General features: G+C 57.2%; 31 protein-coding genes and 1 pseudogene. 13 read left to right on the top strand and 19 right to left on the bottom strand.

Going from position 1 to position 22,852, the window contains the following annotated elements; translation table 11 throughout:
• Position 1: 1 nt before the first annotated feature.
• The 11 genes from cysB to moaC form a co-directional block, all read right to left on the bottom strand.
• Positions 2-976 carry an HTH-type transcriptional regulator CysB gene (gene cysB / locus KT71_RS09385; RefSeq protein WP_008295653.1) on the bottom strand — a complete coding sequence of 325 codons (975 nt, stop codon included), beginning with the start codon at positions 974-976 and terminating at the stop codon, positions 2-4.
• 115 nt (positions 977-1,091) lie between these two features.
• Positions 1,092-1,994 (bottom strand): 5'-nucleotidase, encoded by a 903-nt coding sequence (locus tag KT71_RS09380; protein ID WP_008295654.1) that lies wholly within the window; start codon positions 1,992-1,994, stop codon positions 1,092-1,094.
• Positions 1,995-2,073: 79 nt separating this feature from the next.
• On the bottom strand, positions 2,074-3,396 hold the full coding sequence (locus KT71_RS09375) for an alanine/glycine:cation symporter family protein (RefSeq protein WP_008295655.1): 1,323 nt from the start codon (positions 3,394-3,396) through the stop codon (positions 2,074-2,076).
• A gap of 68 nt (positions 3,397-3,464) precedes the next feature.
• The gene (gene yajC, locus KT71_RS09370; protein ID WP_008295656.1) at positions 3,465-3,797 is read right to left on the bottom strand and encodes a preprotein translocase subunit YajC; all 333 of its coding nucleotides are present in this window, start codon (positions 3,795-3,797) and stop codon (positions 3,465-3,467) included.
• Between the two features lie 222 nt (positions 3,798-4,019).
• The gene (locus KT71_RS09365) at positions 4,020-4,820 is read right to left on the bottom strand and encodes an exodeoxyribonuclease III (protein ID WP_008295657.1); all 801 of its coding nucleotides are present in this window, start codon (positions 4,818-4,820) and stop codon (positions 4,020-4,022) included.
• A 4-nt stretch (positions 4,821-4,824) separates the two neighbouring features.
• Positions 4,825-5,301, bottom strand: a complete 477-nt coding sequence (gene bcp / locus KT71_RS09360; RefSeq protein WP_008295658.1) for a thioredoxin-dependent thiol peroxidase — start codon at positions 5,299-5,301, stop codon at positions 4,825-4,827.
• A 97-nt stretch (positions 5,302-5,398) separates the two neighbouring features.
• The gene (locus KT71_RS09355) at positions 5,399-5,944 is read right to left on the bottom strand and encodes an NUDIX hydrolase (protein ID WP_008295659.1); all 546 of its coding nucleotides are present in this window, start codon (positions 5,942-5,944) and stop codon (positions 5,399-5,401) included.
• On the bottom strand, positions 5,941-6,417 hold the full coding sequence (locus KT71_RS09350; protein ID WP_008295660.1) for a flavin reductase family protein: 477 nt from the start codon (positions 6,415-6,417) through the stop codon (positions 5,941-5,943). Before KT71_RS09350 ends, KT71_RS09355 begins: the two co-directional genes overlap by 4 nt.
• Positions 6,414-6,872: a molybdenum cofactor biosynthesis protein MoaE gene (locus KT71_RS09345; RefSeq protein ID WP_008295661.1), complete on the bottom strand. Its 459-nt coding sequence runs from the start codon at positions 6,870-6,872 to the stop codon at positions 6,414-6,416. The genes KT71_RS09350 and KT71_RS09345 overlap by 4 nt, the downstream gene beginning before the upstream one ends.
• Positions 6,873-6,874: 2 nt before the next feature.
• A complete protein-coding gene (locus KT71_RS09340) occupies positions 6,875-7,126 on the bottom strand; it encodes a MoaD/ThiS family protein (RefSeq protein WP_008295662.1) in 252 nt (83 codons plus the stop codon).
• 3 nt (positions 7,127-7,129) lie between these two features.
• On the bottom strand, positions 7,130-7,642 hold the full coding sequence (gene moaC / locus KT71_RS09335) for a cyclic pyranopterin monophosphate synthase MoaC (protein WP_008295663.1): 513 nt from the start codon (positions 7,640-7,642) through the stop codon (positions 7,130-7,132).
• 147 nt (positions 7,643-7,789) lie between these two features.
• On the opposite strand from moaC, the gene KT71_RS09330 reads away from it, so the two are divergent.
• Positions 7,790-9,130 (top strand): spinster family MFS transporter, encoded by a 1,341-nt coding sequence (locus KT71_RS09330; RefSeq protein ID WP_023659527.1) that lies wholly within the window; start codon positions 7,790-7,792, stop codon positions 9,128-9,130.
• A gap of 40 nt (positions 9,131-9,170) precedes the next feature.
• On the opposite strand, the gene KT71_RS21070 is transcribed toward KT71_RS09330, so the two are convergent.
• Positions 9,171-10,343: a flavin monoamine oxidase family protein gene (locus KT71_RS21070; protein ID WP_274518438.1), complete on the bottom strand. Its 1,173-nt coding sequence runs from the start codon at positions 10,341-10,343 to the stop codon at positions 9,171-9,173.
• A gap of 184 nt (positions 10,344-10,527) precedes the next feature.
• On the opposite strand from KT71_RS21070, the gene KT71_RS09320 reads away from it, so the two are divergent.
• On the top strand, positions 10,528-11,853 hold the full coding sequence (locus KT71_RS09320) for a serine hydrolase domain-containing protein (protein ID WP_008295666.1): 1,326 nt from the start codon (positions 10,528-10,530) through the stop codon (positions 11,851-11,853).
• Between the two features lie 277 nt (positions 11,854-12,130).
• Here the strand turns inward: KT71_RS09320 and KT71_RS09315 are convergent, their stop codons facing one another.
• Entirely contained in the window at positions 12,131-12,520 is a 390-nt protein-coding gene (locus KT71_RS09315; protein ID WP_008295667.1) for a YkvA family protein, read from the bottom strand.
• A gap of 70 nt (positions 12,521-12,590) precedes the next feature.
• Positions 12,591-13,646, bottom strand: coding sequence for a DNA-binding protein (locus tag KT71_RS09310; RefSeq protein WP_023659525.1), 1,056 nt, complete (start codon positions 13,644-13,646; stop codon positions 12,591-12,593).
• A gap of 195 nt (positions 13,647-13,841) precedes the next feature.
• Between KT71_RS09310 and KT71_RS09305 the strand changes: the two genes are divergently transcribed.
• A complete protein-coding gene (locus KT71_RS09305) occupies positions 13,842-14,831 on the top strand; it encodes a site-specific integrase (RefSeq protein WP_023659524.1) in 990 nt (329 codons plus the stop codon).
• 22 nt (positions 14,832-14,853) lie between these two features.
• Here KT71_RS09305 and dmeF read toward each other — a convergent pair.
• The 5 genes and pseudogenes from dmeF to merR all read right to left on the bottom strand — a co-directional run bounded on the left by dmeF (position 14,854) and on the right by merR (position 17,752).
• Positions 14,854-15,585: pseudogene (gene dmeF, locus KT71_RS09300) on the bottom strand (CDF family Co(II)/Ni(II) efflux transporter DmeF).
• A gap of 200 nt (positions 15,586-15,785) precedes the next feature.
• On the bottom strand, positions 15,786-16,223 hold the full coding sequence (locus KT71_RS09295; RefSeq protein WP_008295672.1) for a protein tyrosine phosphatase family protein: 438 nt from the start codon (positions 16,221-16,223) through the stop codon (positions 15,786-15,788).
• Positions 16,224-16,262: 39 nt separating this feature from the next.
• Positions 16,263-16,385: a hypothetical protein gene (locus tag KT71_RS21230; protein WP_008295673.1), complete on the bottom strand. Its 123-nt coding sequence runs from the start codon at positions 16,383-16,385 to the stop codon at positions 16,263-16,265.
• A 26-nt stretch (positions 16,386-16,411) separates the two neighbouring features.
• The gene (locus KT71_RS09290; RefSeq protein WP_008295674.1) at positions 16,412-17,110 is read right to left on the bottom strand and encodes an MBL fold metallo-hydrolase; all 699 of its coding nucleotides are present in this window, start codon (positions 17,108-17,110) and stop codon (positions 16,412-16,414) included.
• A 213-nt stretch (positions 17,111-17,323) separates the two neighbouring features.
• A complete protein-coding gene (merR, locus tag KT71_RS09285; protein ID WP_015077956.1) occupies positions 17,324-17,752 on the bottom strand; it encodes a mercury resistance transcriptional regulator MerR in 429 nt (142 codons plus the stop codon).
• A gap of 73 nt (positions 17,753-17,825) precedes the next feature.
• Here merR and merT point away from each other — a divergent pair, with 73 nt between their 5' ends.
• The 10 genes from merT (at position 17,826) to KT71_RS09240 (ending at position 22,778) form a co-directional block, all read left to right on the top strand.
• Positions 17,826-18,179: a mercuric ion transporter MerT gene (gene merT / locus KT71_RS09280; RefSeq protein ID WP_008295676.1), complete on the top strand. Its 354-nt coding sequence runs from the start codon at positions 17,826-17,828 to the stop codon at positions 18,177-18,179.
• 37 nt (positions 18,180-18,216) lie between these two features.
• Positions 18,217-18,513 (top strand): mercury resistance system periplasmic binding protein MerP, encoded by a 297-nt coding sequence (merP, locus tag KT71_RS09275; RefSeq protein ID WP_023659522.1) that lies wholly within the window; start codon positions 18,217-18,219, stop codon positions 18,511-18,513.
• A 70-nt stretch (positions 18,514-18,583) separates the two neighbouring features.
• Complete coding sequence (gene merF / locus KT71_RS20060; protein WP_434780716.1) at positions 18,584-18,748, top strand: mercury resistance system transport protein MerF; 165 nt, start codon at positions 18,584-18,586, stop codon at positions 18,746-18,748.
• A 5-nt stretch (positions 18,749-18,753) separates the two neighbouring features.
• Positions 18,754-20,157 carry a mercury(II) reductase gene (gene merA / locus KT71_RS09270; RefSeq protein WP_008295678.1) on the top strand — a complete coding sequence of 468 codons (1,404 nt, stop codon included), beginning with the start codon at positions 18,754-18,756 and terminating at the stop codon, positions 20,155-20,157.
• Between the two features lie 13 nt (positions 20,158-20,170).
• Positions 20,171-20,794 carry an organomercurial lyase MerB gene (merB, locus tag KT71_RS09265; protein ID WP_008295679.1) on the top strand — a complete coding sequence of 208 codons (624 nt, stop codon included), beginning with the start codon at positions 20,171-20,173 and terminating at the stop codon, positions 20,792-20,794.
• Between the two features lies 1 nt (position 20,795).
• Complete coding sequence (locus KT71_RS09260) at positions 20,796-21,218, top strand: MerR family transcriptional regulator (RefSeq protein ID WP_023659521.1); 423 nt, start codon at positions 20,796-20,798, stop codon at positions 21,216-21,218.
• Positions 21,219-21,295: 77 nt separating this feature from the next.
• Positions 21,296-21,526, top strand: coding sequence for a broad-spectrum mercury transporter MerE (gene merE, locus KT71_RS09255; protein ID WP_008295681.1), 231 nt, complete (start codon positions 21,296-21,298; stop codon positions 21,524-21,526).
• A 95-nt stretch (positions 21,527-21,621) separates the two neighbouring features.
• Positions 21,622-22,074, top strand: a complete 453-nt coding sequence (locus KT71_RS09250) for a DoxX family protein (protein ID WP_008295682.1) — start codon at positions 21,622-21,624, stop codon at positions 22,072-22,074.
• 78 nt (positions 22,075-22,152) lie between these two features.
• Entirely contained in the window at positions 22,153-22,407 is a 255-nt protein-coding gene (locus tag KT71_RS09245; RefSeq protein ID WP_008295683.1) for a transposase, read from the top strand.
• A 23-nt stretch (positions 22,408-22,430) separates the two neighbouring features.
• On the top strand, positions 22,431-22,778 hold the full coding sequence (locus tag KT71_RS09240; protein WP_238549467.1) for a group III truncated hemoglobin: 348 nt from the start codon (positions 22,431-22,433) through the stop codon (positions 22,776-22,778).
• Positions 22,779-22,852: the final 74 nt, after the last annotated feature.

Here is a 22,852-nt window from a genome sequence, read left to right as displayed (position 1 = left end):
ACTAGTACTCGGGCAGCTCCAGATCACCAAAGAGCTCATCAAGTTCTGCGCGCGTTTTTCGTTGAAAGGCGTCCTTTACCAGGTCACGGCTCAGGTGCGGTGCGAAGTCCTCAATAAAGTCATACATGTAACCGCGAAGAAAGGTTCCCTTTCTGCAGCCGATGCTCGTCACACTGCTCGCAAAAAGGTGTCGGGCGTCCAGGGCGACGAGGTCATCATCGATCTCTTCGTCATGGGCCATATCCGCGACAATGCCTATCCCCAGTCCAAGGCGCACGTAGGTCTTTATGACATCGGCATCCGCGGCGGTAAAAACGACGCGCGGCGTCAGTCCCGCGGTAACAAAGGCATCGTCGAGACGGGAGCGCCCCGTAAAACCGAACACGTAGGTCACGATGGGGTGCGCGGCCACATCCTCCAGAGAGAGCCTCGACACCTGGGCCAGGGCGTGATCCCTGGGCACGATCACGCAGCGGTTCCAGCGATAGCACGGCATCATGATGAGATCACTAAAGAGCTCCAGGGCCTCCGTAGCGATAGCAAAATCCACGGTGCCATCGGCCGCCATCTCGGAGATTTGCATGGGTGTTCCCTGGTTCATATGTAGGGACACCTCGGGATATTTGCCGATAAAACTACGAATCACATCCGGTAACACGTAGCGCGCCTGGGTGTGCGTGGTGGCAATGGACAGCGCTCCCCGCTTTTCATCGGAGTATTCCTGGGCGACGTGCTTGATGCTTTCGACCTTGCGAAGCACCTCGCCAGCGGTCTCAAGAATCACCTGTCCTGCCGGTGTGACGTGGGTCAGATGCTTACCGCTTCGGGAAAAAATCTCGACCCCCAGCTCATCCTCCAGAAGACGGATCTGTTTACTGATGCCGGGTTGCGAGGTGTAGAGGCTTTGTGCGGTCGCCGATACGTTGAGATCGTGGTGGGCGACCTCCCAGATGTAGCGGAGTTGCTGAAGCTTCATAACATGAGTGCCTCTGACGTCTAAAGAACGGGCCGTTGGGACCGTACGTTAGTCAGAATAGCCATTAGCCACCAAGACTTTCAAGCCTTTTGGATATAAGGCCCCAAATTTCTCCTTAGCGCTCGTTGGCAACCCCGTGGGGAACATGGCCCGTGGCAATATGCGGGGACGCCAATGCGCAGTGGGCCGGCTGGTCATCAAAAAACACATCCGCCTGATACGCACGGAGGAATTCCGTCTTATCGAGCCCCCCGAGGAAAATCGATTCATCGATTCGGATGTTCCAGGCCCGCAGGGTGCGTATCACCCGCTCATGCGTGGGGGCGGACCGCGCGGTCACCAGAGCAGTTCTGATAGGCGGGTCCTCTGCAGGCAGGGCCTGCTGGATATCGTGGAGGGCCGAGAGAAACGACTTGAAGGGGCCGCCGGACAAGGGCGTACGCGCCGAGGCCTGCTCGCTGGCCGTGAAGGCATCGAGTCCCTGGGCCTTAAACACGCGCTCGGCCTCATCGGAGAACAAGACCGCGTCACCGTCAAAGGCAAAACGCAATTGATCCGTGGATCGATTGGCGCCCTTGTTGGACACCAGGGTCGCCGCTGCAACCCCGCATTCCAGGGCGTTACGTACGTCCTCCGCTTCACTGGACAAAAACAACTGACAGCCAAAGGCGTTGATGTAACGCCAGGGGCTCTCTCCCCCGCAGAAAGCTGCGCGACTGATGGTAAGTCCATAGTGCTGGATAGAGTTGAAAACGCGAAGACCGGTATCGGCGCTGTTGCGCGACAGAAGAACAACTTCGACACCCTTGTCATCACCGAGACGGGCGTTAATCCTGAGCATCTTCTCCACCAGGGGAAAGGCCTCCCCAGGCTCCAGGGGCTCCTCCTCGTGCTCAATCTGATAGTCAGAGTAGGCGTTAAGCCCCTCTTCCTCGTACACCTGGTGACTTTTGCTGAGATCAAACAAAGCCCGCGAGGAAATCGCGATGACCAGTTTTTTATCCAGTGTGGCACCCATGTCCTGAGCATACCCTCCCGGGTGCCAGCGGCAAAACGAAAACTACCTCGTTAAACCGCCGGTAGTGGCGAAAACAGGCCTAGCGCTGGAAGTATTCCCTGGACAGGCGGAACACCAGGGGCCCCAGGAGCAGCAGCGCAATAAGATTGGGAATCGCCATAAAGGCGTTGAGGGTGTCGGCAATCAGCCAAATGAGATCCAGTTGCACCACCGTACCCACGGGAATGGCCAGCACCCAGGCCAGGCGGAAGGGTATTACGCCTTTTGTGCCCACAAGAAATACCACGCAGCGCTCTCCGTAGAAGGACCAGCCAATCATGGTGGTGAACGCAAAGATACAAAGCCCGAAGGTGACGATGATGTCGCCACCCGGAAACGCGTTGCCAAAGGCCATGCTCGTGAGACTGGCGCCGCTCACGCCGCTAGGAATCACGTCCATGATCACGATCACCAGACCGGTGATGCTGCAGACGATCAGGGTGTCGATGAAGGTTCCGAGCATAGCGATCATGCCCTGCTCCACCGGCTGGTCCGTGCGCGCAGCCGCATGGGCGATGGGCGCACTCCCCAACCCGGCTTCGTTAGAGAAAATACCCCGGGCCACGCCAAAACGAATCGCCGCCCAGATGGTGGCGCCGGCGAAGCCGCCCATGGCCGCAGAGCCCGTGAACGCTGACTCAACAATGGTGGCCACAGCGGAGGGTACGGCGGTGATGTTCATGGCAATGACGATGACACCCATGAGGAGATAGCTGCTTGCCATGAGCGGCACAAGCAGACTGGCGACGCTGGAGATGCGCCTGATGCCGCCCAACACCACCGCCCCCACGAGGACCATAAGGGTCAGGCCGGTGTAGATCGGCTTGACCGCGTAGCTGTCGTTCAGGACCTGAGCCACGGAGTTGGACTGCACCGTGTTGGCAATACCGAACCCGGCAAAGGCTCCAAAGAGCGCAAAGGCAAAGGCAAGCCAGTGCCAGTGGGCAGCAAGACCGTTGCGGATGTAATACATGGGGCCCCCACTGTATTGCCCCTCGCTATCCTGCTCCCGGTAATGCACCGCACACACCGCTTCGGCATATTTGGTCGCCATACCAAAGAGCGCGGTAATCCACATCCAGAACAAGGCGCCGGGACCGCCAAGAGTGATCGCTGTTGCCACGCCTGCGATATTGCCCGTGCCGATGGTTGCCGACAGGGATGTCATCAGCGCGCTGAACGGTGAGATGTCGCCGGCGCCCGCGCCTGTGCGGCCACCAAACAACAGGGCAAAACCCGTGGGCAACTTACGGAGTGTCAGGAAACCCAGCCCCAGAGTGAGATAAATACCGGTGCCCAGGAGCAGCACCAGCATAACGGGCCCCCAGGCGATGCCGTTGATGGTGCCAATCAGTTCAGCCATGGGTGCAAGGTCCTTGTGGGTTCATTGGCCTGGAGTCACAAATGTCCGTAGGAAACAGGTGCGGGGAATCAGCCGATACTTTTGAGGGTTCCCTTGGGAAGCACGGCATGGATGTGCACACGCTGGAACTTGAGCTCAACCTTCTCGCTGACGTTAAGCACGACGTAGTTATCATCGAGGCTCACGATCTTGCCGAGAATCCCCGAACTGGTCACTACCTCGTCACCCTTGCCCAGGGCCGCCACCATGGCCGCGTGCTCTTTCTGGCGCTTTCGCTGGGGACGGATAGCAATGAAGTAGAACAGGACAAACAGGCCAACGAGAAAAATAATCTGAAACAGCTCCCCTCCGGCGGGGGCGCCTGCCGCGGCGGACTGGGCATGGGCTGATGCTATAAACACGGTAACTCCTTACGAGTAGTTCACGGTAGTCTCATGAGTAACTCACGAGGGGTTCATGCTTGACGAGTGAGTCAGTCACGAGTCGCTCATGAGTCATTTACAAGCCAATGAAATGTTATTGCTAAGTCGCCGGCGGGCTCTGCCTCTTGAACAGGGAGCGCCGCCTTTGAATCGCGACGGAATGTAACGGTTTTGCGGTGCGCCGGCAAACGCCCGGTTCTCTCAGGCCTTGATTTCCAGCGCGTACTCCATCACCTGGGGCGCGTGATCCGAAAAACGCTCATCGGTATAAATTGAAGCCGCCCGCACCGCAGGCACCAGCTTCGGCGTAATCATCTGGTAATCCAGTCTCCATCCCACGTTATTGGCCCAGGCCTGGCCGCGATTGGACCACCAGGTGTAACGATCCGGCTCCTTATCAATCACTCGAAAGGAGTCAACAAAACCAATCTCATCATAGATCCTGTCCAACCAGGCCCGCTCTTCGGGTAAAAAGCCCGAGTTCTTCTGGTTGGGCTTCCAATTCCGAAGATCGATATTCTGATGACAGGTGTTCCAGTCCGCACAGATGATAAAGTCCCTGCGCTTCCGTTTGAGCGCACGAAGATGCTCGTAGAACAGCTCCATGAACGTGAACTTCTTCTCCAGGGCCGCATCGCTGCTGGAGCCTGAGGGCACGTAAAGGGAGATCACCGAAAGACCGTCAAAGTCACACTGCAGATAACGTCCCTCGCTATCCACCGGCTCCCAGCCGAGTTGCGTGGTCACGGCCCGGGGTTTTACCCGGGAGTAAACGGCAGTGCCGCTATAACCCTTTTTTACCGCATCGTTATATATGCAGTGATAACCCCGGGGATGGAACACCTCATCGGTGAGCTGATGCGCCTGAGCCTTGGTCTCCTGCACGCAGACAACATCGGGGTTAAAACGCGCCATCCAGTCGAAAAACCCCTTGCGACTGGCCGCGCGGATGCCGTTGGCATTAAAGCTGACGATGCGTGCTGTAGACAGAGAATTGCCCACGACGCTAGAGCCCCAGTTCCTTGATGAGCGTCAGGACGTCATCGTGATGGCTTTTGGTTTTTACCTTGTCCATAACATGCTTGAGTCGACCGTCCTTGCCGATGATGAATGTCGTGCGCAGAATGCCCATGAACTCCTTGCCCATAAACTTCTTGAGGCCCCAGCAGCCGTACTTCTCGGCGATGGCATGATCCTCATCAGACAACAGCGTGAAGTTCAGATCCTGCTTTTCGATAAAGCGTCCCAGACGGTTCACGGGATCAGGGCTCACTCCCAGCACGACGGTGTCGAGTTTTTTCAGAGCCGACTGGCTATCTCTCAGGCCACAGGCCTGCGTCGTACAGCCCGGCGTCATCGCCTTGGGATAGAAGTACAACACCACATTCTTCTTATCGCGAAAATCCTTGAGACTGACCTTGTTACCGTCCTGATCGAGTAATGAAAAAGCGGGCGCGAGGTTGCCTGTTTTTGGAAAAGCCATGGATATCTCCTGTTCCTCAACAATAAATAGAGTATGGACCTGGGTCCATTTTCGATCTTTAAATCCTTAGGGGCTGACGCAGGGCGACATCAAGGGACTACGCCGGCGGCCGCCGGGAGCGAATCGCCTTGACCGCCATGGGGAACTCGTCCCGGCGGCGGTCATCGAAATACGCTCTCAGGGTTTCCTCAACGACGGGAAAAGCAATCTGGTCCCAGGGCACTTCACTCTCGGTGTAGAGCGCCGTCTCCAGACTCTCGGGCCCTACGCCAAAAAGCCCGTCATCCAGAGAGCAGAGATAAAACATATAAACCTGACTGATGTAAGGGACGTCAAACACCCGGTAGAGCCGCTGATGACTCACCCGGGCCCGGGCCTCCTCCCAGGTTTCCCGGGCAGCACCCTCTTCCGTTGTCTCACCGTTTTCCATAAAGCCCGCCGGCAGGGTCCAGAGGCCGTGGCGCGGTTCGATCGCGCGTTTGCACAGAAGCACCTTGTCCTCATAGACCGGAAGGCAGCCTACGATCACCCGGGGGTTGATATAGTGGACATAATCACAGTCATTGCAGACAAAACGGTCCCGGTCATCACCTTTGGGAACACGCAGGGCAATGCCTCCCCCGCATTCGCTGCAAAACTTCACCGCAGCCCCCGATACCCGCCGCCAAAAAACACCAGGGGCGGTTGAGGATCAACAGCACTCATGCGCGTCACGCGCCCCATGAGTATGATGTGATCACCACCGTCGTAAGTCTGCTCAAGGCTGCATTCAAAATTCACCAGGGCACCTTTGATCAGAGGCGCACCGTTATGGCCCGCTTCAAAGTGCGCGTCGGCCAGACGATGTCCGCCTTTCTGGGCGTAGCCATTGGAATACTCCGCCTGGGCCTCTGAGAGCACTGCGATGCAGTATTTCTGAGCCGTGGCATAGACCGGATAAATATCGGCATCCTTTTGCAGGCTCCACAGCACCAGCGGTGGATCCAGCGACACGGAAGAAAAAGAGTTGATGGTCAGGGCTTGCGCAACGCCCTCATCATCAATCGTCGTGACCAGACATACCCCCGTGGCAAACTGCCCCAGGGCATCCCGCAATTCGCGGGAATCAATATTCATGCAGTGGCGCCCCTACTCCAACGTTTTGCGCGATCATCATCTGCGCTCTTTGCTTTCACCCAATGCCAGCTACCCTTCGTATCGCGCTCACGCTTCCACAGTGGTGCCGACACCTTTAAATAATCCATCACGAACTCACAGGCGCTGAAGGCGGCGGCGCGGTGCCCGGAGCCCACGGCAAGCCACACGATGGGCTCCCCCGGCTTCAGCTCGCCGACGCGGTGCACGACCTGCACCGCCTGCACGGGCCAGCGTCGCGCAGCACTTTCGATAGTCTCCATAATGCTGCGCTCGGTCATGCCCGGATAATGTTCCAGTGCCAGGGCAGTAATACCCTCACCGCGAACAAAACCCGTGAAGCTTGCAACGGCGCCCGTGCCGTTCGGGCTTCGCGGAAAGTCGCGCGTCAGCCCGGTCACGTCGATGGGCGACGCCGTAATATCGACGGAGAACATACTCACCCTCCGGTCATCGGTGGGAAAAAAGCCACCTCATCAGAACTCGCCAGGCGGTGCTTTTCACCCACCACCTTCTGATTAACGGCGCAGAAAACATTCGGATCCTCGAGGGACTCGGCTAATTCGGCGTTGACGACCAGCTGGAGCTTCTGACGCAGAGCGCCCACATCCGCGGGGCAATCCTCATCGGGGATCTCCACCCACTCTTTGCCGAGTTGTTCCTTGAGCCGGGCAAAAAACAATATCTTCATATGCTACTCCTCACCCTCGCCCGGGCCTGACTCAGATGCCGCAGAGCGCTCCCAAACACCCGATCGTCCGCCTTCCTTACGCAGGAGACAGACCTTTTCGATCACCATGCCCTTGTCCACGGCCTTGCACATATCGTAGATGGTCATGGCCGCTATGGAGACGGCGGTAAGCGCTTCCATCTCCACCCCGGTTCGCGAGTGTACCTGCGCGTCCGCCGAAACACGGACGCCGGGGAGCGCGTCATCCAACTCAAAGTCGATATCCACGCTATCCAGGGGCAGGCTATGGCACAGGGGAATCAGCTCATCGCAGCGTTTTGCGGCCAGAATGCCAGCCACTCGCGCGACGGCGAGCACATCGCCTTTAGCCAGGCTGTTTGTGCGGATCTTTTCCAGGGTCTCGGGGCGCATTCGGACTTCACCGCTGGCTACGGCGCGCCTGGCCGTCACGGGCTTTTCGCCAACATTAACCATGCGGGCGCGTCCCTCGTCATCAAGATGCGTGAGCGTCGTCATAAGTTCGGATGAATTTGAGAAAGGCGCCAGTCTAGCCAAAGGCCTTCGCGCATACCAGCGTGAAGATCGGTTTCCATCATCGACGAAATTCTGGCAATGTTGCGCGCTCAAAAATTACCGCCAACCCTGATCATCGAGTGTCCTATCTTGCCTGAGCACCCTGCCCCCCCGACGCCTCCGGAAACCGCACAGTCCCCGACACCCCCGGGAAGCGACTATTCCCCCGCTTACAAAAACTTCGTGCTTCTAATGCTGACCCTGGTCTACGCGTTCAATTTTATTGACCGGCAGATACTGGTGATTCTCCAGGAGCCAATCAAAATCGATATGGGCCTCTCGGACGCCCAGCTCGGCCTCCTCAGCGGCTTCACCTTTGCCGTTATCTACGTCACGGCCGGGATACCCATCGCCTATTGGGCTGATCGCAGCAACCGTCGGAACATCGTCGCCATCTCCCTAACGGTATGGAGCGGTATGACCGCTGTCTCAGGGCTGGTGCAAAATTACGGTCAGCTTCTCCTTGCGCGCATCGGCGTGGGTCTTGGCGAAGCCGGCGGCAGTCCGCCGGCACACTCCATGATCAGCGACTATTTTCCGCCGCAAAAACGGGCCACAGCCCTCTCTGTGTACACCTCGGGCATCTACGTCGGTATTTTGCTGGGTTTTGCCTTTGGGGGCATTCTGGCGGAGGCCTTTGGCTGGCGTAAGGCGTTCATGATCGTGGGCATACCCGGCGTGGTGCTCGCCGCACTCCTGGTGCTCACGGTACGGGAACCCCTCCGGGGTCGATGGGACAGCGCCACTGCAAACGCGGATCGGCCCAGCTTCAAGCAGACCATGGCGGTCCTTCGTCAGCGACGCTCATTCTGGTACTTCGCCATGGGCTGCGCCCTGACTTCGTTTATTGCTTACGGTAACGGCAACTTCCTGCCGTCGTTTTTATACCGCAATCACGGCATGAGCATCGGCGATATCGGGCTGGTCTTGTCTCTTGTGTCCGGGGTGTCCGGCGCCATTGGGACAATTGCGGGAGGGGTACTGGCGGACAGGCTCACCCTGCGAGACCGACGGTGGTACGCCTGGGTCCCACTGATCGGCGGCGCTCTGGCCTTCTTTCCCTATTTTTATGTGCTCACCAGCGGCAACACCACGGCAATTCTGGTGGTGCTGTTTTTGCTGAGCATCGCCAATTCCCTGTATCTCGGGTCGAGCATCGCCGTGTCCCACGCCATGGTCCCGCCGCGGATGCGCGCACTTACCTCCGCGGTACTTTTTTTCATACTCAATATGATTGGTCTCGGGCTTGGCCCCTTCCTCACCGGGCTCAACAGCGATCTGCTGGCGTCTGTCTCGGGAGAGGACAACCTCCGTCACGCCATGCTGATCACGAACTGCGTGGGCATTCTTGCGATGCTTATGTTTTTCAAGGCATCACAGCATGTGATTGACGACTTGCATGCCAACAACGGCACGCGGCAAAACCTATAGCCTCTCCGCGACGCCCGGGCCGCACAGCCCAGGATCTGGCTTAAAGCAGCTCCAGTATCGGCTCGTTGGGGTCAGCGAGCTCCAACTCAAGATTCAGGGACAGGGCCACCTCCCTCGCTGCCCGCTCACCGCTATCGTAAGCCCCGTGGACTGTTCCCACGTCGGCGGGATCGGCGGTGGCTTCTCCGGCAAAGAACACGGTGCCTCCCAGGCTTCGGGCAAGCTCCAGATGGGTTAGGGTCGTTGCAGCCTGCGTTGCCGCTCCGCGGCTGAATTGCTCCGATAGCCAGTTTGTGGCACCACTCCACCTCGCAGCATCCAGGGACGGCAATGCCTCAAAGGCCGGCTCAAAGGCACGAAGCGCCAGTGCCAGTTGCAGGGATTCCGGTTGACCGGCCAATGCGTCAGCTCGGGCGCCACGAAACTGCGCTTCCAGAAGCAGATCATTTTCAGCACCGCCGGGAAATGCGCGGAGACGCGTCGTGGCGTCCTCAAAAAGCCAGGGCTGCGAAGGATCCCTTAGCCGGGCGCTCCCCGGCGGAAACAAAAATGCAAAACTCAGCGCGGGCTCCAAATTCAGGGCATTCAAGGCCTCAAGCTTGGAAACAGGCAGTGCGGGGGAGATGGCTAAGGCACCACTTCGCAGTACGCCTGCTGGCAGGGAAATCACCAGGCGACGAGCGGTCACAGCGCTACTGAGACCGCGATTCATATAGTTCACGCCCACAAGCCCCTCCCGCCAGAAAACCTCGCGCACCGCGCTGTCTAACTGTACGCGCCCTGTGGAGCTCTCTGCCAGGGCGCGTACCAGGGCAGACATACCCGGGTAGAGACCCAGGCTTCCATCGGAGAATTCATCGACATGGAGGCCGAGACGTTCCGCTACGGGCCAATCGGCACCCAGAGATTGCTTGAGAGACAGCGCACCCAGATCCGCATCCCGAGAACTACTGGCGCTGCCTACGGAATGAACGCGACCACCGATGCGATCGCGAGCCTCAAGCACGAGCACCTTGATCTCGTCATCCAGACTCACGAGACGCTCAGCGGCAGCAAGACCTGCAACCCCGGCACCGAGCACGATGACATCGTAGTCCGTTCCCAGCCCCTGAGCTGCGGCCTCCTGCGACGACGCAGCGGCCAGCAAAGGCACACCGGCGGTGAATTGGAGTAGCTTTCGTCGCGTGAACAAACTGATAACCGGACCTTTCAACAGCCTCTGACAGGCGGAGCATACCCCAGCCAGAGTCGCAGTACAGCCGAGCAGCGCCAGCTTGTGCGATGTGTCTCAATTACCTATCTTGGAGCTTCGGTAAAAAGTGCGGATTTAGCTCCGCCCATTCGACAAACGTTCAGCGCCTGCTGCACCGCACGGGCCCCTTTGGAGACTTAAATTTATGCGAACGTCACTCCCCCTCAGAGGATCCCGCGCCTGGGTTGTCGCCCTTTGCCTGCTGTTCACCCACGCAGCTATCGCAGACAGCCACCCCGAGGCCATGGCCATTCCCAGTGTGTCGCCCGCCCGGGAGGGGTTTTCCGGCGAGCGCCTCCAGCGTATTAACGACCGCATGGAGGAAGCTGTTGCTGACGGCATTATGGTCGGCGGTCAGGGCGCCATAGCCCGCAATGGCGTCGTCATTTTTAATGAGACCTGGGGCATGGCGGATCGTGAGGCCGGCAGACCCATGACGGATGACGCCCTGTACCGGATTTACTCCATGAGCAAACCCATCACCGCGGTTGCGGTGATGATGCTGTACGAGCAGGGGCACTTTCTCCTCGAAGATCCCGTAAGCCTGTATCTGCCGAGTTTGGCGGGGCTCACGGTGGCGCAGGAAAACGATGATGGCGAACTGGTGAGCAAGGCGCCTTACCGCCAACCGACAATCCGCGATCTTCTCCGTCATACCGCGGGAATGAGCTACGGCATTTTCGGCAACACAGCGGTGGACAAGCTCTACCGCGAAAGCAATTTACTGCGCGCCCCTACGCTCACGGAATTCATCGATCGTCTGGGCAATCTTCCCCTGCTCTTCCAGCCGGGCTCACGCTGGCATTACAGTGTTGCGGTGGATGTCCAGGGAGCGCTGGTTGAGGCTGTCAGCGGCCAGCCCTTCGGTGACTTTCTCAGGGAGCATCTTTTTACACCTCTGGGCATGTACGACACTTTTTTTGTCATACCTGAGGAAAAGCGGTCCCGACTGGCTCAGCTCTACACCCCCAAAGGCACGGTCATGGACTGGAACAGCCCCTGGCAGTTCAGCGCTGAGACCGAACTCGTACCCGCAGACCCGGAACTCACCCAGGGCTATCTTGACGGCAGTCTCTTTGAGAGTGGCGGCGGTGGCTTGATCTCCAGTACCGATGACTACCTGCGCTTTGCCCTGATGCTTGCCAATGGCGGGAGCCTGAACGGCGTGCAAATTCTGTCGCCAAAAACAATTGAGCACATGCGCAAGAACCACCTCGGCACCGCGGACTCCAGCGGCCTTTGGGGCATGGATGGTTTTGGCCTGGGCGTGGGAGTCATCGAAAGCACCGCTGGCAAAAGCGGCGAGCTGGGCGCGGACAGTGCCTACGGCTGGGGCGGCGCTGCCGGCACCAATTTCTGGGTAGACCCCGTGGACAATGTCGTTGGCGTTTTTATGGTGCAGAGCGTTCCCCACCAGACGCCCCTGGCGAAAAGGTTCCGGGTCCTGACCTACCAGGCCCTCGTGGAGTGACACGGGGATAGCGGGAACAAAACAGGGAAATATCCGGAACGTATCAGGCATATAATGCGCCGGAGGTGACCACGACCCGTCCGCCTATTTGTCTTCCCCCGGGAGTATCACCGCCTCTCCCACGGGCTCCATGCTTTCGGGATTCTTATTGCGGGCATTTCCTGCTGCCTTGCTAATGGAGGGTCGGCAACGATTCTGACGAAATCCTCCAAAAAGCGCATTAACCATCTGTTTTACAAGCCCTAAATTAACTATTTCATCGCGTGCAGACGATGCGTTACCTGCCGTATTCCCACACCCAGTAGCCAAAAGCCGCGGCACATAAAAGCCATGTGCCAATAACGACTGCGGCCGCAACGTGGCTGATCGGCTTGGTTGCCACTTTAGCTGCTTTCGAGCGACTCGCTTCTATCACATTCGATGGCGTCAGCTTGATGACAAGGACGATGCCCAGCGGGACCAAGATAATGTCGTCAAGATAGCCCAGGATCGGTATGAAGTCCGGAATGAGATCAATTGGACTCATGGCGTACGCTGCGATTGCGAGCGCAAGCAGCCGAACGACTATGGGGGTATTCGAGTCTCGCGCCACAAAATAAACCGTCAGCGCATCATGCTGAATGCGTTTTGCCGCAGCTCGCAGCCTGCCAAAGGTCACGGTAGACATCTAAACTTCTCCTTGCGCGATTGGCATTACTCGCAACTCTCAGGGATGATCAGGCCGAGACAATAGCGGGCTATTTAGCCAGGCTTGTTTGTAGTTGTTTCAACTGACCCTGGAGGACAGCTTTTTCCTGCAGTAATTCGCGATTCTGATCGTTGAGGAACTGGTTTCGGTCGTCAGCCGCTGCCACGCGCTCTCTGAGGTCGGAGATCCGCTGCTGGCAGGCCGCGAGATGTTTTTCAGAATCCGTTAGGGCCGCACCAAGCTTCTCCCGGTGTTCGGCGTCGCTATCTCGCTCCAGCTGGAGGCGGTCGACTGTCGCTTCCAGCGTTTCTGTTCGCGTTGCCCATTGTGTTATGACGGCCTGGCTCGCGTGCAACTTTTCTTTCAAGTTTTCAGCGTGATCCTGACTGGCCTCATAGCGCTGGTTTATTTGGTCGCGATGTTGTCTCAGCGTGTCGCGGTCCTGTTCGCTGGAGCGGAGCTGCTGCGTCAGCTGATCCACCTGACCCTCCAGCCCTGACTGGGTCCTGTGGAACTGGTCCCGTTCATGACGGCGATCCTCGGCAATCTCCTGCTGGTAGTGCTCGAAATGGCTGCGGATATCGCGGTTTTCCTGCTTCATCTCTTGGACGGTTGCAGTGGTCTCACTGAGTTTCTCCTGACTTGCCTCCAGTTTGGACGTGAGTGAGGCCGCCCGGTGCTGTTCCTGTTGCAGAGCGTGGGCCTGGGCATCGCTTTCGTTGCGAAGCGCTTCATTGGCCTTCTCCAGCCCGCAGCGTTGCTCTTCCAGTGACTCGCACCGCTGCCGCACCTCTTCCAGCTCGGTGCGCCATTGCTGTTCCAGCGTCTGGTGCGCTTCGCGCTCCTGCGTAATACGTTCATCGGCCGCGTATTGAGCTCGCTCATGCAGGGCTTTCACGGCGGCCACCAAGTCAGCCGGGAGTCCGTTCAGATCCGCTGCGGCTTCGCTGCCTGTTTTCCAACGTTTCAGCATTGGCCCGAGAGTGCTGCGACTGCCGGTACCGAGCTCCGATCGCACCCGGTCGACAGTGGGCTCGTCACCGCGTTGGCGGACGCGTTGCGCAGCGTTGGCGACATCCTGGTAGGTAATTCCGGCGCGGGCCATGACATGCCTCATTTTTATCATATAACGTGATATGTAATATTACGTTATTTATGAGATAATTAACAAAGTTAATTTAATACCCATAACGCACGTTAAAGCGTATTAACGTGCGTTAGAGTGTGGTCTGCTCTATTCTGCCCCTGTAACACCGGTACACCACCGGCTCTTGAGAGCACGCCTCGAATTGGAGTGATCATGGATCCAAAACCCACCACCAGGTCCACATTACGTAATACGGAAAAGACCCTGTTAGCCGATTCGGCTAATCGGTACATCCACATGGCCACCACGGACAACACGCGCCGAACCTACCGTGCGGCCATTCGAAGCTTTGAGCGCTGGGGCGGACGTCTACCGACACAGCCGGCGACCTTGGCGGCCTACCTGTCCGACCAGGCAGTCGCGCTTAATCCTCGCACGCTGGATGTCTACCTGACGGCCCTGGGGCGCTGGCACCAGACTCAGGGATTGCGTGATCCCGCTCGGGACCCTGGCGTGCGCAAAACGTTGGAAGGGATTCGTCGCGTCCATGGTCGGCCGAAACGGCAAGCCCGGGCGCTGCGCCTCGAACACATTGCCGTCTTTCTGCAAACACTCCAGCAGCAGCCTGACTCGCTCAAGAAGCATCGCGACTGGGCCCTGCTGCAGGTCGGTTTTTTTGGGGCGTTTCGCCGCAGTGAGTTGGTGACTATTGAAGTGGAGGATTTGTCGTGGGAGCCGGAAGGGCTTGTGGTGACTCTGCCGCGCTCGAAAACGGATCCTCACGGTGAGGGGCTAAAGCGGGCCCTGCCTCGGGGCAACGGGCCGGTCTGCCCGGTCAGTGCCCTCGAAAACTGGCTAAAGCGCGCGGGCATTCACGAAGGACCCGTCTTTCGAGCCGTCAATCGCTGGGATCGGTTGCAACCCCAAGCCCTCTCAGGCGGGTCAGTGAACCGTATCCTGAAGGCGCTCGGGGAAACCTGCGACCTGGACTTCGTGCCGACCCTGAGCAGTCACAGCTTCCGGCGCGGTTTATCCACCGCCGCCGCGCGGGAGAAGGTCGACTTTGCGCAGATCAAGCGTCAGGGCGGCTGGAAGCATGACGGGACGGTGCGGGGCTACATCGAGGAAGGGCAGCAGTTTACGGACAACGCCGCAAGCACCCTGCTGGCCAAAGTTGCTAGCCTGATCGAGGGCTCCGATTAATGTTTAGTATGACAGTGGTTGGCTACCCATCCTGAGAGAGTTCGCAATGCATTGGACAGGTATGGACTATCACAGTCACATGCACAAGTGATGCGTTATCCGTTTGGATACGATCGCGGTAATGACCGGGCGGCTGAGGGTCATGGGTAACGACCGCGACAATCGCAGCATACAAGTTAGGCCCAATCGACCAAACATGAAGATCACTCACGCGCGTATCGCCGCATTCTACCGCTCGTTTAACGCCCTGCTGGATACCGGTTTGCTGTTGATCGAGTAACACGCGCGATGTGGCTTTCAATAATCCCCAAGACCACCGGGTAATGAGAATGGCACCGACGATACCCATTGCCGGGTCCATCCAGTTCCACCCGGCGTATTTACCCGCAAGCAGAGCCACGATGGCCAATACAGAGGTGAGCGCATCGGCCAACACGTGGAAATAGGCCGCACGGCGGTTGTGGTCGTGATGGTCATGAGAGTGGTGTGAATCGTCTTCCTGGTGGGCATGACTGTGGTCATGGTGGTCGCCAAGAATTTATGCCGACACGCCGTTGACGATTAGTCCGATGATCGCTACGAAAATAGCGCCGTTGAACGAAATCGTGACCGGATGGATAAAGCGATCAATGCTCTCAACCACCATGAAGAGAGCGAAGCCGGCCAGGAGTACGGCGCCCGTGAACCCTCCCAGCGCATTCACTTTGCCGGTACCGAAACTGAACCGCGAGCTCGATGCGTTTGAGTTCGGCAACCCCGTTGGGGCGAATCACACCGGCGAGTTGTAGAGCCTGGAAAGCACTGTGGGGCGCGTTATCCAGTGGGTGGCGCGTCCTTTTTATTTGGGCCAGTAGATGTGACGATCATCAACGACAAAGTCATGCTCGTGAGCCCTCGGATGGCACCAAGGCATTTTGACATTTTAAGGCCAGTTTTAACGGGACGATCTCGCGATCACTTCTGACCCATCCGATTCCGATATATCTCAAGATCGTCCCGCAGTGGTTCCAGATCATAGCCGGCTGCGCTGGCTTGGCTGAGCAGGTCCGCGATCGGATAGTGAGCCGCCTTGGCATAGGCCCACAAGTGGATGGCGCGCTTCCCGGTGCGACAATAGCCGAGAACCGGGTCCGTGGATGATTGCAAAGCGCTGGCAAAAGCCTCGATATCCTCAGGGGCGTACTTTCCCGGTTCGACTGGAATTTCGTACCACGTCATGCCCAGGGACTCTGCCTTGTTTTTCAGGGTTTGGGTATCAGGCTGGTCGTCCGTTTCATTTCGAGCTCTGCTGGCAATAATCGTGCGGAAACCCGCGTTTGCCAGTTGTTCAATATCGTCAATACCAGGTTGCGCCGTTACACTAAAGCGCTCATCAAGTTGTTTGATATCCATCGAATATCTCCTTTAATTTCAGGGAACTTCTGAATAAGTTTATGTCAGCTCATAGCGGCTGGGTTTATCCAAAAAGAGACCGGCGAGAATGCCAGCAAGGATCGCTATCGCCAGGGCACGATCGAGGCCGGACTCAGTACTCAATGCAGAGTGCTGCGCCATTGGGTAACAATCCATGCTTACAAACGTCACGGTTGCTTTCCGCATGCCAGATTTGCAGGCACGGCAACATCCATCAGTTTGGGGTCGGGCAAGTTAAGATTATTCATGATCCGGGCGTACTCGGCTTCCGATTTGCCCGCCAGACGTGGGTTGTAATGCTTCTCCTCGTAGATGGAGGAGCTCAGCATTCCTTTGTAGTCATGCGCTGGATATACCAACGTATCGTCAGGTAAGCGGAACAGTTTGTTAACGATAGAATCGTAGCTCTTGCGTGGGTCGCCGCCCTGAAAATCAGTCCGGCCACTACCGCGAATCAATAACACATCGCCAGTGAATACCGCCTTCTGGTCGCCCTGATTCCAGTAAAAACTGAAGGATTCATCAGTGTGACCCGGAGTGTAAATGGCTTCCAACCGAATGCCGTCGATATCAATTCGATCACCTTCCGATACATGTTCTGATACGCATTCCGCGTTAGTAAATTCACCCATGATGGTGACGCATTGGGTGGCGTCACGCAGATCACCAAGGGCAGTGACGTGGTCAGCATGAGTGTGGGTATCAATCGCCCGGACAAGCTTAAGATCAAGTTGATTAATTAACCCAAGATAGGCCTCCGTCGACTCTTTTACGGGGTCGATGATGAGCGCTTCTCGACCCCGGCCGGACGCAATGAGATAGGTGTAGGTGCTGGATGTTTTGTCGAAGAACTGACGGAACAGCATGAATTTCAATCTTGCGAAAAACGCTAAAAGATATAAGGGTGTAACTAAATGTAATAATAGCAAAGGTAGCTGTCAATCGCAGGGCGAGTGGGCGCCATGCCTAGTGTCTCGCCCTTCGGGAGGCCCTGCTTTTTTTGGTTGGTGAGGTTAGCGTACCTCCCTTCAGCCCTTAATTTTGTGTACGCCTCGTTCACGGACTGTCTTGTTCTTTAATCAGGTAAAAGCCGAGTTTTCAAGCCCATCCTGGAGCGATGTGATTAATGGGCATTCAACATTCCCACGCTGAGCGCAGCATTCCTGCACTAACCCGTCCAGCGCACGCTCGATGCGTCGCAGGCTTGAAATTTTCGCCCGCACACTGGCTAGTTTTTGCTCGCCCAATACCCGTGCTTCATCGCAATGGGTACCGTCCTGCAGTGTCAGCAGCCCTCCGATTTCATCCAGACTGAACCCCAGCCACTGGGCCGTTCGAATAAAGTGCAGGCGGGCCAACGCCTGATCGTCGTAATGGCGGATGCTTCCATAGGGCTTTTCAGGCTCTGCCACTAACCCCCGGCGCTGGTAATAGCGGATGGTTTCCACTCCCATACCGGCGGCTTTGGCCAGGGCTCCAATGGTCATTGAGTGTTGTTTTTTGGACATAGGGGTTGATTCCGTAGCTGACTACGGGAGTAACCTTACCTCAGTCACCCATTTTTAGAAAGGAGCCATCGTAATGTCAGAGTCCAAAAAATCCGGTCGCGGTTCGCTGATCGCAGGAGGGATTGCCGCTGCTCTGGCGTCTGCCTGTTGTCTTGGCCCCCTGGTCTTGATCACGTTGGGCATTTCCGGTGCCTGGGTCGGCAGCCTGGCCGCCCTGGAACCCTATCGGCCCTGGTTCATCGGTGCGGCACTGGTGGCGATGGTCTTTGCCTGGCGCCGGATATATCGACCTGTCGGGGCCTGCCAGCCGGGCGATGTTTGCGCGGTACCGCAAGTGCGCACGGCCTACAAGGTCGTTTTCTGGATCGTCGCGCTGCTCATTCTGACTGCGTTGGCTTTCCCCTTCGTCTTACCGCTGTTTTACTGAAACCTGATCCACTATGTTGACTGAGAGGCACTACACCATGAAAAAGTCCCTGATTGCTGCCGTACTGTTTACGCTGTTCAGCCTGCCTGCCCTGGCTGCGCAACAAACGGTGACCTTATCCGTTCCAGGCATGACCTGTTCGGCCTGCCCGATTACGGTTAAAGCTGCCCTAAAGCGGGTCGACGGCGTGAGCGCTGTGGATGTCCGATATGAGGAACGTGATGCGACGGTTACCTACGACGATGAGAAAACCTCCGTTGAGGCGCTGACTCAAGCCACGACTAACGCGGGTTACCCGTCCACGTTGAAACAGCCCCAGGCGAAACAGGAGTAACCATGCGAACCCCAAACCTTGTTGCGGGTGAGCATCATTTGCACCGTGCTGGTCGCGCTGTTTCACGCCGATACTGGTGGTTTTGCTAGGAACGTTAGGCCTGGCTGCCCTGACCGGTTATCTCGACTACGTGCTGTTGCCCGCACTGGTCTTATTTATTGGCCTGACCTGTTATGCCGTCTGGCGCAAGAAGAAACACGACGCCTGCTGCGATAGTCCATCAACTAAGGAGTAACATTTATGAGTGACGACAACCTGCACATTGCTGTGATTGGCAGCGGCGGTAGTGCCATGGCTGCCGCCCTGAAGGCGACTGAACGCGGTGCCCGGGTGACACTGATCGAACGCGGCACCATTGGCGGAACCTGCGTCAACATTGGCTGTGTGCCCTCTAAAATCATGATTCGGGCGGCTCACATCGCCCACCTTCGCCAGGAAAGCCCGTTTGATGACGGCCTGAGCGCCCAGGCGCCGGTGGTGAATCGTCCGGCGCTGCTTGCTCAGCAACAGGGACGAGTGGAGGAACTGCGCGAGTCCAAGTACCAGAATATTCTCAATGACAATGCCGCGATTACCGTCCTCAAGGGCGAGGCGCGGTTCGTGGACGAGCGCACGCTGACGGTGACGCTCAACGCCGGCGGCGAACAGACGGTGAGCTTTGACCGGGCCTTTATCGGCACGGGCGCAAGACCCGCCGAACCACCCGTTCCGGGGCTGTCCGAAACTCCCTATCTCACCTCCACCAGTGCGCTGGAACTGGATCACATTCCCGAGCGCCTCGTCGTAATCGGTGCCTCGGTGGTGGCCATCGAACTGGCGCAGGCCTTTGCACGCCTCGGCAGCCAGGTCACGGTTCTGGCCCGCAGCCGGGTGCTGTCACAGGAAGATCCGGCGGTGGGTGAAGCCGTGGAAGCGGCCTTCCGTCGTGAGGGCATCGAGGTGCTCAAGCAGACCCAGGCCAGCGAAGTGAGCCACGACGGTCAGCTGTTTACCATACAGACCAACGCCGGCACGATACAGGCAGAGCAACTGCTGGTCGCCAGTGGTCGCACACCCAATACCGAAAACCTCAACCTGGAGGCCATCGGCGTTGCCACCGAGGGCGGTGCGATCCAGATTGACAAACATCTCCAAACCACTGCGTCGGGCATCTATGCCGCGGGCGATTGCACCGACCAGCCCCAGTTTGTCTACGTGGCCGCCGCCGGTGGTAGTCGGGCCGCCATTAACATGACCGGCGGTGACGCCAGCCTCGACCTCAGCGCCATGCCCGAGGTGATCTTTACCGATCCACAAGTGGCCACCGTCGGTCTGTCCGAGGCGGAGGCCCAGGCTCAGGGATACGACACCGACAGCCGCACCCTGACCCTCGATAACGTGCCCCGGGCCCTGGTTAACTTCGATGCCGGGGGCTTCATCAAGATGGTCGCTGAGCGTGGCAGCGGACGATTGCTGGGTGTCCAGTCCGTCGCGGGCGAAGCCGGTGAGCTGATCCAGACGGCCGTCATGGCGCTGCGTGCGCGTATGACCGTGAACGACATTGCCGATGAGCTGTTCCCGTACCTGACCATGGTGGAGGGGCTCAAGCTCTGTGCCCAAACCTTCACCAAGGACGTGAAGCAATTGTCGTGCTGTGCGGGATAAGACGGTGCCGCCAATGTATAACATGGATGAGATCGTGGAACGGCTGGGTCTGACCGGCGAAAGGGAAGCCGCGCTTCATGTGACGCTGTTGCGCGAGCTTGCCCTGGGACAACCGGTCACTGTTGAGCGGCTCGCGAAGTCGCTCAACTGGACGACTGATGAGGCAGAGTTGGTGCTGGAAAAACTGCCCTGCGGGACCATCGAGTACGACGGCCAGGGACGGCTGATCGGCTACGGCATCACACTGCGTGAAACACCGCATGCGTTTGTCGTAAACGACCAGACACTCTACACCTGGTGTGCACTTGATGCTTTGATGTTTCCAATCGTCATTGACGAACATGCGCAGGTTCAATCGCCTTGTCCGCATACCAACAAACCGGTCACCTTGACGGTTACGCCACAGGGGGTGCTTTTGCTCCAGCCGGAGGACGCGGTCGTCTCTTTAGTCTCGGTGGCCGCAGAGGGAGACATTCGAAGTGCCTTTTGTTGCGACGTCCTCTTCTTTGCCTCTCGACAGGCCGGGGAGGCCTGGTGCCGAGATAAACCGCACGCGAACATTGTGAGTGTTCAGGAAGGTTTCGAACTGGGTCAGCGGATTGCGCACCTTATACTCGACAGGGCAAGAAGCCACTAGCATGACGGTAAACACTCGAATGGTAAAACCCAGCCTTGAACGTGGGCCGGGGCCACAAACAGAAGGCTACGTCATTTCCGAGGCGGCCCGTCTCTGTGGCCTGTCTGTGCATCAGATCCGGACTTATCTGGATATGCGATTGGTGTACGCCTGTAGTACTACCCAAGCTGGTTTTCGCTTATTCGATGACAGCTGCCTGGAACGGCTGAAGTTAATCTGCTCCTGTCGTGAAGCCGGTCTCGGTCTACCCGAGATTACCGAGTTTATACAGGCGCTGGATAGCGGAGATGAACGGCAGTGCCGAGCCGTCGAACGGCAAATACAACACACGATTGGTGTTAAAAGAGCCGCACTGAATCGCTGCACCCAGGCACTCACCAAGGCGGCGCATGGAGTGAAGTTGAGCGCTCTCAAAGGGCCGTAAGTTGAGGTGGCACCGGACAGTGGCCGAATTGGGCTTTTGCAGGGAGTCGTAACTCTTCAATGCATTGGAGGTGGTTTATGACGAACAATGAGCGCGAACCGACAGAAGTATCCCGGTCGCGCAATGGTTACTTGTGGGGGATATTGGCCGTGCTCAGTTGCCCCTGTCATTTGCCGATTCTCGCCATCGTGCTGGCTGGCACGAGCGCCGGCGCTTTTCTCGGGGAGCACTGGGTAATCGTGGGTATCGCGCTGACCGGCCTGTTCGTGCTGTCGCTGAGCCGACTACTAAGGGCCTTCAGCAAGTAACGGTCCGGTGTCGTATCCGGTATGGATCGCGGCCCACTGTATGTCAGATGCTAATCACGCGAGTTTACATTTACATAATAGCTGGAGAAAACTAAATGAATTTCGACAATCAACTGTTAAGTAAAGAGAAATACATACCACTTATACTCCGGGTCATTGTTGGCCTATTGTGGGTTTGGATGGGCATCGTTCCCAAGCTAATTTATCCTGAACCGAGAGTTGCGATGGTGAGTAAAAGCTGGGTAATTGATTTGCTACCCATGAGTCCGGCGCATTTCATCTTTATTCTGGCAATAGCCGAAATAATAACTGGAGTAATGCTTCTCTTAGGCCTGTTCACAAGACTTGCTTCAATAGCACAAGCATTAATGATTATTATGATTATTGTCGGTGTTTGGAATATCGCTGCGATGCATGGCATTACTTCTCCTCAGGCACATTTGCTTATGAAAGATATTCCATTATTCGGGATAAACATGGTGTTAATAATTACTGGCGGAGGTCTGTACTCCATAGACAATTGGAGAAAACAGAGTAAGGGTGTTTAAAACTCTGAAGACTCTGATTGAAGTGTTCGACATAGGCGATAATATAGCTCTCGTCAACCGCATAGGATCGTTGCCGCCATGAACCAGTTAACCCTCTCCGAAGCCGAGTACCAGACCAAGAAGAGCAAAATTCGCCGCGAAATCTTTCTCGAACGAATGGACACGTTGATTCCCTGGAAACAGCTGGAGAAGAACGTAGCGCATTATTACCCAAAAGGTCAGGACGGACGGCCTCCTGTCCCGTTGTCTTCCATGCTGCGCGTTCATTGTATGCCATTGTTCTATAACCTGAGCGATCCGATCTTGAAATGCAGTCAACGCCGCGCGATCTAGACTCGCCCGAGGCTATCGCCGAAATGCTGGACGCCTTCTACCGGAAGGTCCTGGCCGATGATCGCCTGCGTCCGCTGTTCTTGGATGTGGCAGAAATTGACCTCAGAACGCACCTGCCGTGTATCCGCGCCTATTGGTGCAAGCTGCTGCTCGGCGAACGCGACGGCTACCAGAGCAACATGGTCGCCCGCCACTTGGCGTTGCACGAGCAACACCCTTTGCAGCTAGATGACTTTGAGCGCTGGCTGGAGCTGTTTCGGGAGACCGTGAACGCAGATTTTACAGGGCCGAGCGCAGACCGCGCCAAGACATTAGCAACACGGATCGCGGGGAATCTTGTGCGACTTACACGTTCACCTATCAGCACGTAACGGACGATCGCACAACCCACTTGCATCGGGAAGCTGAATCATAAGACATCGCAAAACACTTTTTCGGGTTCGAT

The organism is Congregibacter litoralis KT71 (genome assembly GCF_000153125.2).
GTDB lineage: Bacteria > Pseudomonadota > Gammaproteobacteria > Pseudomonadales > Halieaceae > Congregibacter > Congregibacter litoralis.
Note: the sequence above shows the minus strand (reverse complement) of the source record. Positions and strands in the feature narration are given on the sequence as shown.

What these genes read in the sequence shown, in the direction of transcription:
- merE (WP_008295681.1), top strand. Translation starts at nt 21,296, where the DNA reads ATGACGAACAATGAGCGCGAACCGACAGAAGTATCCCGGTCGCGCAAT.
- KT71_RS09305 (WP_023659524.1), top strand. Translation starts at nt 13,842, where the DNA reads ATGGATCCAAAACCCACCACCAGGTCCACATTACGTAATACGGAAAAG.
- KT71_RS09240 (WP_238549467.1), top strand. Translation starts at nt 22,431, where the DNA reads ATGCTGGACGCCTTCTACCGGAAGGTCCTGGCCGATGATCGCCTGCGT.
- KT71_RS09320 (WP_008295666.1), top strand. Translation starts at nt 10,528, where the DNA reads ATGCGAACGTCACTCCCCCTCAGAGGATCCCGCGCCTGGGTTGTCGCC.
- KT71_RS09315 (WP_008295667.1), bottom strand. Translation starts at nt 12,520, where the DNA reads ATGTCTACCGTGACCTTTGGCAGGCTGCGAGCTGCGGCAAAACGCATT.
- cysB (WP_008295653.1), bottom strand. Translation starts at nt 976, where the DNA reads ATGAAGCTTCAGCAACTCCGCTACATCTGGGAGGTCGCCCACCACGAT.
- merB (WP_008295679.1), top strand. Translation starts at nt 20,171, where the DNA reads ATGTATAACATGGATGAGATCGTGGAACGGCTGGGTCTGACCGGCGAA.
- merA (WP_008295678.1), top strand. Translation starts at nt 18,754, where the DNA reads ATGAGTGACGACAACCTGCACATTGCTGTGATTGGCAGCGGCGGTAGT.
- KT71_RS09345 (WP_008295661.1), bottom strand. Translation starts at nt 6,872, where the DNA reads ATGTTCTCCGTCGATATTACGGCGTCGCCCATCGACGTGACCGGGCTG.
- KT71_RS09295 (WP_008295672.1), bottom strand. Translation starts at nt 16,223, where the DNA reads ATGGATATCAAACAACTTGATGAGCGCTTTAGTGTAACGGCGCAACCT.
- KT71_RS09380 (WP_008295654.1), bottom strand. Translation starts at nt 1,994, where the DNA reads ATGGGTGCCACACTGGATAAAAAACTGGTCATCGCGATTTCCTCGCGG.
- merT (WP_008295676.1), top strand. Translation starts at nt 17,826, where the DNA reads ATGTCAGAGTCCAAAAAATCCGGTCGCGGTTCGCTGATCGCAGGAGGG.
- bcp (WP_008295658.1), bottom strand. Translation starts at nt 5,301, where the DNA reads ATGGCTTTTCCAAAAACAGGCAACCTCGCGCCCGCTTTTTCATTACTC.
- KT71_RS09250 (WP_008295682.1), top strand. Translation starts at nt 21,622, where the DNA reads ATGAATTTCGACAATCAACTGTTAAGTAAAGAGAAATACATACCACTT.
- KT71_RS09310 (WP_023659525.1), bottom strand. Translation starts at nt 13,646, where the DNA reads ATGGCCCGCGCCGGAATTACCTACCAGGATGTCGCCAACGCTGCGCAA.
- KT71_RS09290 (WP_008295674.1), bottom strand. Translation starts at nt 17,110, where the DNA reads ATGCTGTTCCGTCAGTTCTTCGACAAAACATCCAGCACCTACACCTAT.
- moaC (WP_008295663.1), bottom strand. Translation starts at nt 7,642, where the DNA reads ATGACGACGCTCACGCATCTTGATGACGAGGGACGCGCCCGCATGGTT.
- KT71_RS21230 (WP_008295673.1), bottom strand. Translation starts at nt 16,385, where the DNA reads ATGGCGCAGCACTCTGCATTGAGTACTGAGTCCGGCCTCGATCGTGCC.
- KT71_RS09260 (WP_023659521.1), top strand. Translation starts at nt 20,796, where the DNA reads ATGACGGTAAACACTCGAATGGTAAAACCCAGCCTTGAACGTGGGCCG.
- KT71_RS09350 (WP_008295660.1), bottom strand. Translation starts at nt 6,417, where the DNA reads ATGAATATTGATTCCCGCGAATTGCGGGATGCCCTGGGGCAGTTTGCC.
- merP (WP_023659522.1), top strand. Translation starts at nt 18,217, where the DNA reads ATGAAAAAGTCCCTGATTGCTGCCGTACTGTTTACGCTGTTCAGCCTG.
- KT71_RS09245 (WP_008295683.1), top strand. Translation starts at nt 22,153, where the DNA reads ATGAACCAGTTAACCCTCTCCGAAGCCGAGTACCAGACCAAGAAGAGC.
- merR (WP_015077956.1), bottom strand. Translation starts at nt 17,752, where the DNA reads ATGTCCAAAAAACAACACTCAATGACCATTGGAGCCCTGGCCAAAGCC.
- KT71_RS09340 (WP_008295662.1), bottom strand. Translation starts at nt 7,126, where the DNA reads ATGAAGATATTGTTTTTTGCCCGGCTCAAGGAACAACTCGGCAAAGAG.
- KT71_RS09375 (WP_008295655.1), bottom strand. Translation starts at nt 3,396, where the DNA reads ATGGCTGAACTGATTGGCACCATCAACGGCATCGCCTGGGGGCCCGTT.